Annotated in this window: 12 protein-coding genes; all 12 read right to left on the reverse strand. The window is 71.3% G+C overall.

What is annotated here, in order from left to right:
- Positions 1-60: 60 nt before the first annotated feature.
- Positions 61-1590 (reverse strand): ABC transporter substrate-binding protein, encoded by a 1530-nt coding sequence (locus tag FHU40_RS07685; protein WP_183591631.1) that lies wholly within the window; start codon positions 1588-1590, stop codon positions 61-63.
- 116 nt (positions 1591-1706) lie between these two features.
- On the reverse strand, positions 1707-3191 hold the full coding sequence (locus tag FHU40_RS07690; protein WP_183591632.1) for an aldehyde dehydrogenase family protein: 1485 nt from the start codon (positions 3189-3191) through the stop codon (positions 1707-1709).
- A complete protein-coding gene (locus tag FHU40_RS07695; protein ID WP_183591633.1) occupies positions 3188-4063 on the reverse strand; it encodes an FAD binding domain-containing protein in 876 nt (291 codons plus the stop codon). Before FHU40_RS07695 ends, FHU40_RS07690 begins: the two co-directional genes overlap by 4 nt.
- Positions 4060-6414, reverse strand: a complete 2355-nt coding sequence (locus tag FHU40_RS07700) for a xanthine dehydrogenase family protein molybdopterin-binding subunit (RefSeq protein WP_183591634.1) — start codon at positions 6412-6414, stop codon at positions 4060-4062. Before FHU40_RS07700 ends, FHU40_RS07695 begins: the two co-directional genes overlap by 4 nt.
- Positions 6411-6926 carry a (2Fe-2S)-binding protein gene (locus FHU40_RS29370; protein WP_252274709.1) on the reverse strand — a complete coding sequence of 172 codons (516 nt, stop codon included), beginning with the start codon at positions 6924-6926 and terminating at the stop codon, positions 6411-6413. Before FHU40_RS29370 ends, FHU40_RS07700 begins: the two co-directional genes overlap by 4 nt.
- A 30-nt stretch (positions 6927-6956) precedes the next feature.
- A complete protein-coding gene (locus tag FHU40_RS07710; RefSeq protein WP_221199527.1) occupies positions 6957-7961 on the reverse strand; it encodes an ABC transporter substrate-binding protein in 1005 nt (334 codons plus the stop codon).
- The gene (locus FHU40_RS07715; protein WP_183591635.1) at positions 7949-9379 is read right to left on the reverse strand and encodes a UbiD family decarboxylase; all 1431 of its coding nucleotides are present in this window, start codon (positions 9377-9379) and stop codon (positions 7949-7951) included. Before FHU40_RS07715 ends, FHU40_RS07710 begins: the two co-directional genes overlap by 13 nt.
- A gap of 60 nt (positions 9380-9439) precedes the next feature.
- Positions 9440-10219 (reverse strand): GntR family transcriptional regulator, encoded by a 780-nt coding sequence (locus tag FHU40_RS07720; RefSeq protein WP_183591636.1) that lies wholly within the window; start codon positions 10217-10219, stop codon positions 9440-9442.
- A gap of 23 nt (positions 10220-10242) precedes the next feature.
- Entirely contained in the window at positions 10243-10866 is a 624-nt protein-coding gene (locus tag FHU40_RS07725) for a UbiX family flavin prenyltransferase (protein ID WP_183591637.1), read from the reverse strand.
- A gap of 17 nt (positions 10867-10883) precedes the next feature.
- Positions 10884-11180: a 2Fe-2S iron-sulfur cluster-binding protein gene (locus tag FHU40_RS07730; RefSeq protein ID WP_183591638.1), complete on the reverse strand. Its 297-nt coding sequence runs from the start codon at positions 11178-11180 to the stop codon at positions 10884-10886.
- Positions 11177-12925 (reverse strand): FAD-binding protein, encoded by a 1749-nt coding sequence (locus FHU40_RS07735; protein WP_183591639.1) that lies wholly within the window; start codon positions 12923-12925, stop codon positions 11177-11179. Before FHU40_RS07735 ends, FHU40_RS07730 begins: the two co-directional genes overlap by 4 nt.
- Entirely contained in the window at positions 12922-13743 is an 822-nt protein-coding gene (locus FHU40_RS07740; protein ID WP_183591640.1) for a creatininase family protein, read from the reverse strand. Before FHU40_RS07740 ends, FHU40_RS07735 begins: the two co-directional genes overlap by 4 nt.
- Between the last annotated feature and the right edge of the window lie 75 nt (positions 13744-13818).

Genomic DNA, 13818 nt, shown 5'->3' on the forward strand with positions numbered 1-13818 from the left:
CCACCCGCATCAGCGCGGGAAATCCGTTCCGATCCGACCCGGTTCGCGACATCACGTTCCTCAGCGCACCTTCATGCCCTGGAACCGCACATTGCCACAGGTCCACTCCCACTTGGTGACCCCGGTGATCCGCTGCGGGTCCCAGGCCTGCAGGCAGCTGACGACACCCAGCGGGACCACGACCGCGTCCTCGGAGGCCAGCTTGGCCATCTCCTGGTAGGCCGCCTCGTCCGCGGCCGGGTCGGCACCCGTGACCTGCTGCATCACCTTGTCGATGTCGGGCGAGGGCACCTTGAACGGGTTGGCCGGGCCGAACACCGAGATGCGGGTGTTGTAGAAGTCCTGCGGGTGGACCTCGTGCGCCGGCACGATCGCGGCGGCGTAGTTGCCGCTCGCGGCCTCACCGGAGATGTTGCCGGTCTCGGAGGGCACCAGCTTCATGGTGACCCCGATCTTCGCCAGGAAGCCGGCGATCGCCGTGTTGTACCCGTCGAACGGACCGTACGAGGGGATGTCGAACTCCAGGCTGCTGACGCCCGCCTCGTCCATCAGCGACTGCGCCTTGTCCAGGTCGAAGCCGAGGCCCGTGTAGTCGCTGTTGAAGCCGTACTGACCGGGGATGGTCCACTGGTTGGTCTCGACCCCGAAGCCGGACATGGTCACGTCGAAGAAGGACTTCTGGTCGATGGCATACGCCATGGCCAGCCGGACCCGCTTGTCCTTGAACTCCGGCACGATGGTGCCGTTGCGGTCCATGATCTGCAGGTAGTACGGGAACGACGGGACGTCCTGGACCTCCATGCCGGCGGCCTCGACCTGGTCGGCGAACTGGAAGTCCAGTGCGGCGTAGTCGACCTTGTGGGTCAGCAGCGCGTTCGCCCGCGCCTGCTGGTCGGGGATGAAGTGGATCTCGATGTTCTGTACGCCCTGGACCGACTTGTCCCAGTAGTTCGGGTTCAGCTTGAAGACGTACTTCGAGTTCGCCACCGTGGCGGCGGTGTCCAGCAGCCAGGGCCCGGTGCCCACCGGCTCGGTGGCCAGCTTCTTCGGGTCCTTCAGCGCCTCGGGGCTCGCCATGATGCCCTGCTGCCGCGCCAGGTTGTAGATCAGCTGCGGGGTCGGCCGGGACAGGTTGATCTTCAGCTCCGTGGGGCTGACGACGTCCATGGACTCCACGTTGAGGAACTTCGCCTGGTTCGGCGGGATGCCGTTCTTCTGCTGGTGCTCGATGTTCGCCTTGACGGCGGCGGCGTCGAACGTCGTGCCGTCGGAGAACGTCACGCCCTCACGCAGCTCCAGGGTCAGGCTGTCCGGCGTGGACTCCCAGCTGGTGGCCAGGCCTGGCACGAGCTGGCCGTCGTCGTCGGTGTTGACCAGGAACTCGTAGGGACCCTGGTAGTAGAGGAGGTTGGGGTCCGCGGGCGTCGCCAGCGCGGGGTCCCACGGGTCGGGCGGGGTGTCGGTGGCGACTCTGAGCGTGCCGGACGGACCGCTGGTGCCGTCATCGTCGTCCTGGGCGTTTCCCGAGCAAGCGGCGAGAACCATTGCGCTGACAACGACGGCGACCATGCCTAGCCGGATGCGTGCCATGGGTGTCCCTTTCGGTGTTGACGAGATCCGTTGCATCCCGTCTGTCGTATGACCTCTGACGATAGACAAATGTGGTGCAGAGCACAAGAGCGCCGACGGCATTCGGAACGCCGGCGTCAGTAGACGATGCGGACCGCCTTCTCCTCGGTGAAGGCGTCGATCGCGGCGGCACCGAGCTCGCGCCCGATGCCGCTCTGCCGCATGCCGCCCCAGGGCAGCCGCGGATCGATCGCGCCCCACGCGTTCACCCAGACCGAGCCCGCCCGCAGCCGTGCGGTCAGCTCGTGGGCCGCGGCCAGGTCGCGGGTCCACACCGACGCGGCCAGGCCGTACGTCGAGTCGTTGGCGATGGCGACCGCGGAGTCGAGGTCGTCGAACTCCAGGACCGTGCCCACCGGGCCGAAGATCTCCTCGCGGGCGATCGCCATCTGCGGCGTCGCCGAGGCGAACACGGTCGGCTCCATGAAGTAGCCGGTCGAGCCGACCGGCTCACCCCCGGTGACCAGGCGGGCGCCGTCGTCGAGCCCACGGCGTACGTAGCCCAGGACCCGGTCGCGGTGGGCTCCGGTGATCAGCGAGCCCATCGTGGTGTCCGGGGCGAACGGGTCCCCCACCTGCACCGCGCGGGCGGCCTCGGCCAGCGCCTCGACGACGTCCCCGGCGATCGAGCGATGCACCAGCACCCGGGTGCCGGCCGCGCAGACCTGGCCCTGGTTGGCGAAGAGGCCACGAGCGGTGCCGCGCACCGCGGCGGTCAGGTCGGCGTCCGGCAGGATGATCTGCGGCGACTTGCCGCCCAGCTCGAGGGTGACCCGCTTGAACGTCCCGGCGGCCGCCTGCTGGACCAGCCGGCCCACCTCCGGGCTGCCGGTGAAGGTCACCTTGTCGATGCCGGGGTGCGCGGTGATCGCCGCGCCCGCCTCGGCGTCGCCGGCGAGGACGCTGACGACCCCGTCGGGGAGGCCGGCCTCGGCCAGCAGCTCGGCGAGCGCGAGCACGCTCAGCGGCGCTTCGAGCGCCGGCTTGAGCACGACCGTGCAGCCGGCCGCCAGCGCCGGGGCGAGCTTCCACGCGGTGATCATCAGCGGGGCGTTCCAGGGCACGATCGCCCCGACCACGCCGATCGGCTGGCGCACCGTGTAGGAGTGCGTCGGCCGGCCGCGCAGCAGCGGCGTCGGGACGACGCGTCCCTCCAGGCAGCCGTCGGCGAGGCCCGCGTAGTAGCGGAAGGTCTCGATCGCGCCGGGCAGGTCGACCATGACCGAGTCGGCCAGCGGCTTGCCCACGTCGAGGGTCTCGATCCGGGCGAGCCGGTCGGCGTCGCGCTCCAGGAGCTCGGCCACCCGGGCGAGGATCCGGCCCCGGTCGGTCCCGGAGGTGCGCGACCAGGCGCCGCCGTCGATCTCCCGCCGGGCCGCGGCCACAGCCGCGTCGACCTCGGCGGCACCGCCGACCGCGACGGTGGCGATGACCCGCTCGGTGGCCGGGTTGATCACCTCGGCGGTGGCTCCATCCACGGCGGCCTGCCAGCGGCCGTCGATGAAGGCCTCGGTGCGCAGCCGCAGCTGCGCGACGTCCACGCTCGTCGACTCGGTGCTCATCGTCCCTCCTCCACGGCGGCCCGGACCGCCCGCTCGACCACGACGCCCACCATGGCGCGCCGGTACTCCGCGCCCGCGCGCACGTCGGTGATCGGCGAGCTCGCCGATCGGGCCGCCTCGGCCGCCCGGCCCGTCGCGGCGGCCAGGGCCGCCTCGTCGCCGACCGCCACACCCTCGAGCGCCGCCGCGGCCTCGGGCACCAGGAACGGCACCGGACGGGCCGCGCCGACCGCCACCCGGGCGGACCGGACGACGCCGGCGTCGATGTCCAGCGCCGCGCTGGCGCTGACGATCGCGATGTCCACGGAGCGGCGCAGGTCGATCCGCCGGTAGGCCGAGCTCCATCCGGCGTCGGCGACTCCGACGCGGATGGCGACCAGGATCTCCTCGGGCGCCAGCGTGGTGCGCCGCGGGCCGGCGAAGAGCTCCGCGACCGGCATGGTGCGCCGGCCCCGGGGCCCGGCGACGTCGACCAGAGCACCGTGGGCGAGCAGCGCGGTCGCCACCTCGGCTGCCGGTGATCCCTGGCAGAGGTTGCCACCCACCGTGGCGGCGGCCTGGATCTGCCGGCCGCCGAGCAGGTCGGCCGCCTCGCGCAGGGCGCGCAGCCGATCGCCCAGCGGCGCCGCGAGCAGCTCCCGCATGGTCACCGTGGCCCCGATCCGGACGCCGTCCGGCGCCTCGTCGAGCCCGCCCAGCTCGGCGACGCCGGCCAGGTCGACCACGTCGCCCGGCTCGATCAAGCCGTGACGCAGGTCGTTGAGGAGATCGGTGCCGCCGGCCAGCAGGTGCGCGTGCGGGCGCTCGCTGAGCACCCGCAGCGCGTCGTCGACCGAGCCGGGTGCGAAGTACTCACGGGTCTGGGTGGTCATCGGATCGCTCCTGCCGACGAGGACTCCACGGGCTCGCCGAGGTGCAGGTAGCGCCACATCCGCTCCGGCGAGATCGGCAGGTCCTTGCAGCGCAGGCCGGTGGCGTTGTAGATCGCGTTGGCGATCGCCGCGACGACCGGGTTGAGCGCGACCTCACCGAGGCTCTTGGCGCCACGCGGGCCGTTGGGCTCGTAGGCGTCGACGAACTCGACCTCGACGCCGGCCGGCATGTCGCCCGCACCGGGGATCCGGTAGTCGAGGAAGTTGGGGTTGCGCACGACGCCCTCGCTCATGATGACGTCCTCCATCAGCGCCCAGCCGAGACCCTGGGCGATGCCGCCGAGGACCTGACCGCGGGCGGTCTGCGGGTTCAGGACGGTGCCGGAGTCGTGGGCGGCCCAGTAGCCGACCACCGAGATCTGGCCGGTGTCGCAGTCGACCTCGACCTCGGCGACGTGTGCGGCGAAGGGGTACGCCGCGGAGGCGTTGCCGTACTTGGTCGCGTCGGGCATCACCGTCTTGGGATGGTGGACGCCCGTGGCCAGCAGCGGCAGCCCGCAGTTGACGACGCCGTACCGGTGCAGCGCCTGGCGCAGCGTGAACGGCTCGTTGGCGCCGGTCGTGTCGGTGAGGGTGCCGGCCTGCCACGACACGGCGGCCTCGGGGACGCCCCACTGCTCGGTGGCGAACGCGATCAGCTTGCGGCGTGCGTCGGCGCCCGCCGCCACCGTGGCCATGCCGGCCATGGTCGCCGCCCGCGAGGCGAGGGTGCCGACCGCGGCGGGACTGAACGCGGAGTCGATCCCCTGCACCTTCACCTCGGCCGGGGCGACGCCGAGCTCGTCGGCGGCCAGCTGGGCCATGACGGTCACGTGGCCCTGGCCGACGTCCGGCTCACCCACGTAGAGCTGGATCGAGCCGTCGGGGCCGAGCCTCAGGATCGCCGAGGATCCGTCGTAGTCGGGCAGGATCGGCCGGTAGCCGGACACGTGGTGGCCGAGCGCGATGCCGGTGCCGCGCAGCTTGCCGACGCGCTCCCCCGCCGTCGCGGGCGGTCGGGCCCGCCGACGGTCGGCGAAGCCCGACATCTCGCTGACCCGCTCGATGCAGGCGGGCAGCTGGGAGGAGCTGATGTACCAGCCGTGCAGGGAGGTCTCACCCTCCTGGACGATGTTGCGGCGCCGCATCTCGACCGGGTCGATGTCCAGCCGCTCGGCGATCTCGTCGATCATCTGCTCGATGCCGAAGAGCGCCTCGGCGTTGCCGAAGCCGCGCATGGCGGTGGTCGGCGACTCGTTCGTGTAGACGAGCCGGCCGCGGCCGGTCATCGCGTTGAAGTTGTAGAGAGAGTCCGGGCGGTGGACCGCGGTGGCCACCGTCGCCGGCGACCAGTAGGTGCGGGCGCCGGCGATGCCGACCACGTCGGTCTCGCGGCCCAGGAAGGTGCCGTCGGCGCGCACCGCGATCCGGTTGCGGAAGACGAACGGCGGCCGCGGCCGGTGGTAGGCGGCGTCCTCGTCGCGACCGAAGAGGATCCGCACGGGCACCCCGGCCTTGCGGGACAGCAGCGCCGCGATCAGCGGGGTGTTCATCTCGTACTTGGCGCCGAAGCTGCCGCCGATCGGTGGCACGACCAGGCGGACCTTGTCCAGGGGCAGCCCCAGCGCGGCGGAGTACGTCTGCCGGGCCCGGTAGGGGATGTGCGAGGGCACGTGCAGGACGTGGACGCCGTCGACGTAGTGGGCGATGACCCCGATCGGCTCCAGGTAGGCGTGGTACATCCGGCTGGTCGCGTAGACGTCGTCGACCACCAGGTCGGCGGCGTCGAAGGCCGCCCGGGTGTCACCGCGCTCGATGGTGAACAGCGTGGAGACGTTGTCGGCGTACTCGTCCCAGATCACCGGGCCGCCCTCGGCCAGCGCCGCGAACGGGTCGAAGACCGCCGGCAGCTCCTCGACGTCCACCTCGACCAGGCTCGCGGCGTACCGCGCCGTCGGCTCGTCGATGGCGGCGACCGCGGCGACCTCGTCGCCGATGAAGCGCACCTTGTGCCGCGCCAGGATCTCCCAGTCCGGGGTGTAGGGGCCGAACTTCACCTCGGGGGCGTCGGCCGCGGTGGCGACCGCCAGCACCCCGGGCACCCGCTCGGCGCGGCTGGTGTCGATGCCGCGGATCCGCCCGTGCGCCACGGTGCTGCGCACGATCGCGGCGTGCGCCATGTTCGGCAGGCGCAGGTCGCCGATGTACTCCGTCTGGCCGCGCAGCTTGGCCTCGATGTCGACCTGCGGGATGCCCCGGCCGACCCAGCCCTGAGCCGCCGTCTCGTGGATCGTGTCCTGGGTCGTGGTCATGCCGCGCCTCCCGTCCGACCCGACCGCACCTGCTGGTGCGCGTCCAGGACCGCGTCGACGATCGACTCGTAGCCGGTGCACCGGCACAGGTTCCCGGTGAGCTCGCTGACGACGTCGTCGCGGGTGAGCTCGTCGCGGTCGACCAGCGGGCTGGCCGCCACCAGGATGCCCGGGATGCAGTAGCCGCACTGGCTGGCGTTGTGCCGCATGAACGCCGCCTGCAGCGGGCTCAGCTCGGTGGCCGTGCCCAGCCCCTCGACGGTGGTGACCCGCCGACCGCCGGCCCGCACGGCGGGCAGCAGGCAGGACGCCATCGGCACGCCGTCGACCAGGACCGCGCAGGCGCCGCAGTCGCCGGTCTCGCATCCGAGCTTGGTGCCGGTCAGGCCCTCGGCGCGCACGGCCGAGGCCAGCGACTGGACGGGGTCGACGATCATCGTCCGCGGGCTGCCGTTGAGGTCGAGCTCGATGCCGACCTCGGGGGCTCCGGACGGCTCCTGGTGGTGGCTCACCGCACTCCTTGTCTGTAGGTCCGCGGGTCTCTAGATCCGCGAGTCGATCAGGGTGCTCGCGGCGAAGAGGTCTTCGACCGGCGCGCTCTGCTCGACGATGCCCTGCTCGGTCAGGTAGCGGGAGAAGGTCTCCAGCTGGGCCCGGTTGGCGTCGACGCCGTACGGCCACGGGTCCGCACCGAAGACCTCGATCTGGCGCTCCCAGGCCTCGAGCAGGAAGGGCATGGTGTAGCGCAGGGCCGGTGCCTCGTGGATGCCCTCGATGGCGACCGCCTTGGCCTGACGCAGCGCCTTGTAGAGGCTCTGCGCCACCCACGGGTGTGTACGTGCGACGTCGGCGCGGACCACCACGAGGTGCATGATCGGGAAGTTCCCGGTGCGCCGGTAGTAGTCCGTCTCGCGCTCGGCGTAGTCGGGGAAGAGCCGGCGGACCCGGCCCTCGCCCCGGCTGAAGGCCGACGGGATCCGCGGCGCCATCAGCGCGTCGATCTCGCCGTCCAGCAGGGCACCGGAGAGCGTGGACTCGGGCCCGATCGGCTCGATGCGGACCCGGTCGGGAACGACCAGCTTCTGCCGCTCGACCCGGCCCGGCTGCTCCATGCCGCCGGTGCGCCAGGTGATCGAGTCCAGGTCGACGCCGTGGTCGTCGGCGAGCATGCCGCGGGTCCACACCGAGGCGGTCATCTGGTATTCCGGGACGCCGACCCGGCGACCCTCCAGGTCCTTCGGCCCCTCGATGCCGGACCCCTCCCGCACGTAGATGCTGGAGTGCCGGAAGCTGCGGGAGAGGAACGCCGGGATCCCGACGAACCGCTCGTCGCCGCGAGCGCGGAGCATGCAGTAGCTGGAGAGCGACATCTCCGCGGCGTCGAACTCCTCGAAGCGCAGCATCCGCCAGAAGCACTCCTCCGGCTCCAGCGGCACCACGTTGAGGTCGATGCCCTCGACCCCCACGCGGCCGTCGACCAGCGGGCCGACGCGGTCGTAGCGCCCGCAGGCCAGGGTGAGGCCCAGGCCAGAACTCAGCCGAGCCACGGCAGACCCGCCGAGTCGGTCACCGACACCGCGGAGTCGAGGTCGACCGCGTCCACGACCTCGGGCGGCACCTGGGCGCGCACCGGGAACTGCACCGGCGGCGCCGGCTTGGTGGCGTCCATGATCACCGCCGAGGAGCGACGCGCCGTACGACCGCCCTCCTTGTCGTAGCCCCAGTTGGTGGGCAGCAGGCCGCCCGGGCCGTTCCAGGCGGGGATCACCAGCAGGTCCTGCGCGGCGTCCATCCGAGTGCCGATGGCCCAGGCCATCTCCTCCTCGTTGTAGATATCGATGTCGTCGTCGACGACCACGACCATCCGGAGGTTCTCGGGCTCGGTGTTCAGCGCCGTCGTGGCCGCGCGGATCGGGTCGTTGTCCTGCTCCTTGTCGATCGACAGGTAGCAGTGCATCCGGGCGTAGACCGGGACGTTGACGGCCTTGAGGCCGGGGATCACCTGGCTGACGTTGCGGTGGATGCTCGAGATGCGGGGCAGCGCACCCATCAGCCGGTGCTCGCGGCCGGAGGCCTGGATGTCCTGGAAGATCGCGTCGCGGCGCATGGTGATCGCGTCGATCCGGATCACCGGCTTGGGGCCGCCGCCGACGTAGTGGCCGGGCCACTCGGCGAACGGGCCCTCCTCGCGCTCCTCGGCCGGCATGATGACGCCCTCGAGCACGATCTCGGCGCGGGCCGGCACCATCAGGTCGCTGGTCTCCGCCCGCACCACCTCGAGGGACTCGCCCAGGAAGCTGCCCGCGGCGTCGTACTCGCCGCCGATGCCCGGCACCCGGGAGACCGCACCCATGAGGAACGCCGGGTGGTGGCCGATGACGATGGCGACCGGGGTCGGCTCGCCCTTGGCCTCGTAGCGACGGTGGATGGTCCCGCCGTGGTGGGACCCGAAGAACCACACGCCCATGTGCCGGTCGTCGTAGACGTGGTGGCGGTAGATGCCCGCGTTGATCTTGCCCGACTCCGGGTCGCGCATCACCGCGACCGCGGCGGTCAGGAACGGCCCGCCGTCCAGCGCGTTGTGCACCGGGATCGGCAGCTTGCCGAGGTCGACGTCGTCGCCGCGCCAGACGATCTGCTTGACCGGGGCGTCGGCGGCCGCGACCTCCACCGGCGGATGCGCCTCCGGGCTCTCGATGCGGTCCGAGGACTGCGTCAACTCCTCCACCGTCCGGCCGAGAGCCAGCGCCATCCGCTCCGGGGTCGCCAGCAGGTTGGCGACACAGCTGACCTCGGAGTCGACGACGTTGGTGAACAGCAGCGCGGGGTACTCACGCTCCCGCTCGGCGCGGGCGCCGTAGGCGTTGATGCCGAACCGGCGGTCGACGGGCACGTCGACCCGGCGCAGCCCTCCCGGTTGCTGTTCGACGACCTCAGCCATGAAGCTGCGCAGGTCCTTCGGCACGGGGTCTCCTTTCGGCCGGCCCAGACATCGGAGCTGGGTCGGTCGGTCGAGGGGTGGGGGTCAGTCCAGGTAGGTGCGGACGATCGAGAACCGGAGGATCTCGTCGTCGACGAGGGCGTCGGTGACGGCGACCGGCTCCTGCTTCTCGTCGAGGTGCAGGTGCCGGATCAGCAGCATCGGCCGTCCGGCGGGTACGCCGAGGTGCTCGCTGGTGCGCTCGTCGGCGGCGGCCGGGACGAGGTCGGCGATGGAGTACTGGATCCGGCCGGGCACGTTGCGCTCGACGAACGCGAAGGTCGAGTCCTCGGCGGTGACCTGCTCCACGGGGCGCAGCAGCCTGGAGACCGGCACGTAGTCACGGCTGAGCACGGCGGGCCGGCCGTCGGCCTCGAAGATCCGGTCCACCGTGCAGGTCGTCCCGCCCTCCTCGAGGTCCAGCTTCGCGGCGATCTCCGCCTCGGGCGTCACCTCGCCGATGGCCAGCGTCCGGAGCGTGGCGGTGTAGCCGAGGTTGGCGATGAGGTCGACGAAGGGCAGGTCCTCGGCGAGGTTGGCGCCCATCGTCAGGGCATACTTGTTGATGAAGGTGCCGCGGCCGTGGAACCGCGAGACCTTGCCCTCCTTCTGCAGGGACAGCAGGGCGGAGCGGACCGTCGGCCGGCTCACCCCGAGGGTCGAGCTGAGCTGGTCCTCGGCCGGGAGGCGGTACTCCCCCTCGGCGGCCAGGCGCTCGACCAGGTCGTTGAGCCGGGCCTTCACCTGGTGGTAGGCGTCGACCATGATCGGCTGCTGGTCGTTCAGCGCCTGCCGGCGGCGCGACTGGGTACGTGGTTGCGTCATGTCCGTCTCCTTCCGATCCCGGCTCAGCCGTTGACCGGCTCGCCGAGAGCCGCCTGGTGGTCCGGCTGCTGGTCCTGCCGCTCCCGGAGCGGTCGCATGCCCTCCCAGCGGGCGACCGCGGCGTCCAGGCCGAACTGGTCGAGCACGCGCCCGGCCGTCTGGTCGACCAGATCGTCGATGACCTTGGGCTCGTGGTAGAACGCCGGCACCGGCGGGAAGACGGTGGCGCCCATCTCCGCGGCCTGGGTGAGCAGGCGCAGGTGTCCCAGGTGCAGCGGGGTCTCGCGGAAGACCAGCACCAGCCGGCGACCCTCCTTGAGGGTGACGTCGGCGGCCCGGGTGACCAGGTTGTCGGCGTAGCAGTTGGCCACGCCCGACAGGGTCTTGACCGAGCACGGCGCGATGATCATGCCGTCGTGCTGGAAGGAGCCGCTGGCGATCACCGACCCGACGTCCCCGACCGGGTGCACGTGGGTGGCCAGGGACCGCAGTCCCTCGGGGGTCCAGTCGGTCTCGGTGGTCAAGGTGAGCATCGCGTGCCTGCTGGTGACCAGATGGCTCTCGACGCCCAGCGCGGAGAGCATCTGCAGGATCCGGACGCCGTAGATGGCCCCCGAAGCTCCGGTGATGGCAACGACCAATCGCATGTTCTTACTCCTGTCCGTCACAAACGGGTGGCCAGGTCGCGGACCAGGGGCTTGTGCGAGAGCGGCTCGACCAGCACCTCACCGGTCGCCGGAACGATGCAAGTGTAGGTGCGCTGGCCGTTCACGACGGCGAGGCACTCCTTGCAGGCGTTGGCCCGTCGACAGGAGAATCTGACGCCGACCGTGGGGTCCTCGAACTCCCGCACCCACAGGAGCGCGTCGAGGACCGTCATGCCCTCCGACTCCGGGACCTCGAACGAGTCGACCCGGTCGACGCCGCCGTCCTGACTCTTGCGCTGAACGCTCAGCTTCATGCGCCGAGCACCTCCTCCTGTGTGGCCGGCGAGCGGCGCGGGATGTCCTCCCAGCGGTGCACGAGACCGCTGCCGTCATCGGTGATCACGCTGCTGCGGACGTACGCCGCGTCGGTGGCGACGAAGTCCTCGCGCTGGTGTGCGCCCCGGCTCTCGCGACGCTCCAGCGCCCCGAGCCGGATCACCGCGGCGTTGCGCAGCATCGTGCGCATCTCGAACAGCTCGACCCACTCCTGGTTGTGTGCCCGGTCGGGAGCGACATGGGCCTGCTCGACGGCGTCGGCGAGCTCGGCGAGCTCGGCCTCCGCGGCCATCAGGCCGGCCTCGTCGCGCAGCGGCCCGACCCGGTGCCACATGACCTCCTGGAGCCGGCGGCGCAGCGCGGGGAGGAAGATGCCGCTCTCCCGGTTGCGATCGCGGCCCTCGTCGATGCGGCCGAGCGCGTCCTTCATCGCCGCGGCGGCCGAGCCGTTCGGGTCGGGCCGGCCCAGCTCCACCGCGTCCGCGGCGGCGCTGACGCCGGCCCGAGCGCCGAAGACGAAGGCCTCGCTGATGGCGTTCCCCGAGAGCCGGTTGGCTCCGTGGGCGCCACCGACGGCCTCCCCCGCAGCGAGCAGACCGGGGATGTTGGTCCGCATCTGCGGGTCGACGCGCAGTCCGCCGATCGTGTAGTGCGCGGTCGGACCGACCTCGACGCGACGCTGGGTCAGGTCGATGCCCTGCTCCAGCAGCTTGTCCACCACGGGCGGGAACGCCGCGTGGATGTCCTCGGCGGGGATGCCCCGGAAGTCCAGCCAGGCGCCGCCGTGCGGTGAGCCGCGGCCGGCCTCGACCTCCTTGAGGATCGCGTAGCTCACCACGTCGCGGGTGGCGGTGTACTTGCCCTCGTCGGCCACGCCGGCGTACCGCTCCAGGAAGTCCTCGTCCAGACCGTTGGTGAGCCGGCCGCCGAGCTTGTAGCGGAACGGGTCCCACATGATCGGGTCGAGCCCGATGGTGCGGGGCGCGAGGTTGCCGATCGGGAAGAACTGCACCATCTCGGGGTCGAGGATCTCGGCGCCCACGCCGAGCGCGAGGGCGTAGGCGTCACCGGTCATGTTCACCGATGCCGAGTTGCGGCTGTACATCTCGGTGAGGCCGCCACAGGCGAGCACGACGCTCCCCGCCCAGATCGCGACCGGGCGGCCGTCCGTGATGTCGAGTGCGGCCGCACCGCAGACGCGGCCGCACTCGTCACGGATCAGCTCGGTGACGTAGAGGTTCTGGGTGCGCTCGACGTCGCGCCGGCGCAGCTCGAGCTTCATCCCCTTGATGACGCCGGTACCGGTCGCCAGGACGTCGACGTAGCAGCACCGCTGACGGCTGTGCCCCGGAGCGATCACCTGACGCAGCCGGTCGCCGTCGGACGCCCAGCGCACACCCATGTCGCGGGTCTCGAGGATGCGGCGCGGCGCGTCCTCGCACATCAGCTCGGCCAGCGGCTCGCTGACCAGCTCCTTGCCGCTCGCGATGGTGTCGGCGAAGTGGAGCTCGGCGCTGTCGTCCTCACGGTGTCCGAGGGCCGCGGCGACGGTCATCTGGGCCATGATCGTGGCGCCGCCGACTCCGACCATGCTCTTGTCCAGCAGGCACACCTCCGCTCCCGCGGCACGGGCCTCGAGGGCGGCGTAGATCCCGGCGGCGCCACCGCCGATGACCAGGACGTCGGTGGTGACCAGGCCGGGCTCGACCGTCGACGCGCTCATCCGCGGTCCTTGCGGCCGATCGGCCCGTCGTAGCCGCGCATCCAGTCGATCAGCTCGCACAGCCGGCCGACGATGTGGTCGTGGTAGCGCCGACCCTTCTCCTCGGTGACACCCAGCGAGGAGCTGAACTGACCGCTCGGCGTGAACGCCCGCTGCTCCGCGCCGGACCACATGATCTCCACGCCGTCGGGCGCGGGACCGAAGAGGTCGTTGCCGACGAAGCCGCCGAAGACGTCCTCGAAGTCGACCTCGGCGTCGGTCAGCTTGTCCATCCGGACCATGCCCGGGAACCGGTAGTGGACGTGGGAGAGCTCCAGCTCCCCGCAGTGGTGCTCGTTGGTCTCCTTGATCTCACCGGCAGCGGAGCGCGCCAGGTGCAGCGGGTCCGCGACCGCGAACATCACGCCGCCCAGCTCGCGCTCGTGCAGTCCGCGGACCGCCGTGACCAGCCCGGGGAGGTTGGACCCCTTGTGCCCGTTGATCAGGATGATCCGGTCGAAGCCATGGCGCGCCAGGCTCCGGCAGACGTCGGCCACCAGGGCGGTCAACGTCTCCGTCCGGAGCGTGATGGTGCCCGGGAACGCGCTGTGGTGCGCGGAGTCCCCGAACCAGATCGGCGGCGCGACCAGCACACCGGAGCGCTGCGCGGCGTCCTCGGCGAGCGTGATCGCCACCAGGGCGTCGACACCCAGGACTCCGGCCGGTCCGTGCTGCTCGGTAGCACCGATGGGCACGATCGCCACCCGGTCGCCGCCGAGGTACTCCTCGACCTCGGGCCAGGTCAACTCATGCATCCACACCGAATCACGCGCTGTCATCTTGCTCCTTGTGAGAGGTCAGAGGTCATACTATTCTACGACCCGTCGAGTGACAAGGTCTGACCTCTTAGGAGG

This window comes from Nocardioides soli, assembly GCF_014191495.1.
Classification (GTDB): Bacteria; Actinomycetota; Actinomycetes; order Propionibacteriales; family Nocardioidaceae; genus Nocardioides; species Nocardioides soli.

Coding starts and splice junctions, on each gene's coding strand:
- FHU40_RS07740 (WP_183591640.1), bottom strand. CDS start 13,743: ATGACAGCGCGTGATTCGGTGTGGATGCATGAGTTGACCTGGCCCGAG.
- FHU40_RS07690 (WP_183591632.1), bottom strand. CDS start 3,191: ATGAGCACCGAGTCGACGAGCGTGGACGTCGCGCAGCTGCGGCTGCGC.
- FHU40_RS07735 (WP_183591639.1), bottom strand. CDS start 12,925: ATGAGCGCGTCGACGGTCGAGCCCGGCCTGGTCACCACCGACGTCCTG.
- FHU40_RS07720 (WP_183591636.1), bottom strand. CDS start 10,219: ATGACGCAACCACGTACCCAGTCGCGCCGCCGGCAGGCGCTGAACGAC.
- FHU40_RS07700 (WP_183591634.1), bottom strand. CDS start 6,414: ATGACCACGACCCAGGACACGATCCACGAGACGGCGGCTCAGGGCTGG.
- FHU40_RS07730 (WP_183591638.1), bottom strand. CDS start 11,180: ATGAAGCTGAGCGTTCAGCGCAAGAGTCAGGACGGCGGCGTCGACCGG.
- FHU40_RS07725 (WP_183591637.1), bottom strand. CDS start 10,866: ATGCGATTGGTCGTTGCCATCACCGGAGCTTCGGGGGCCATCTACGGC.
- FHU40_RS07695 (WP_183591633.1), bottom strand. CDS start 4,063: ATGACCACCCAGACCCGTGAGTACTTCGCACCCGGCTCGGTCGACGAC.
- FHU40_RS07685 (WP_183591631.1), bottom strand. CDS start 1,590: ATGGCACGCATCCGGCTAGGCATGGTCGCCGTCGTTGTCAGCGCAATG.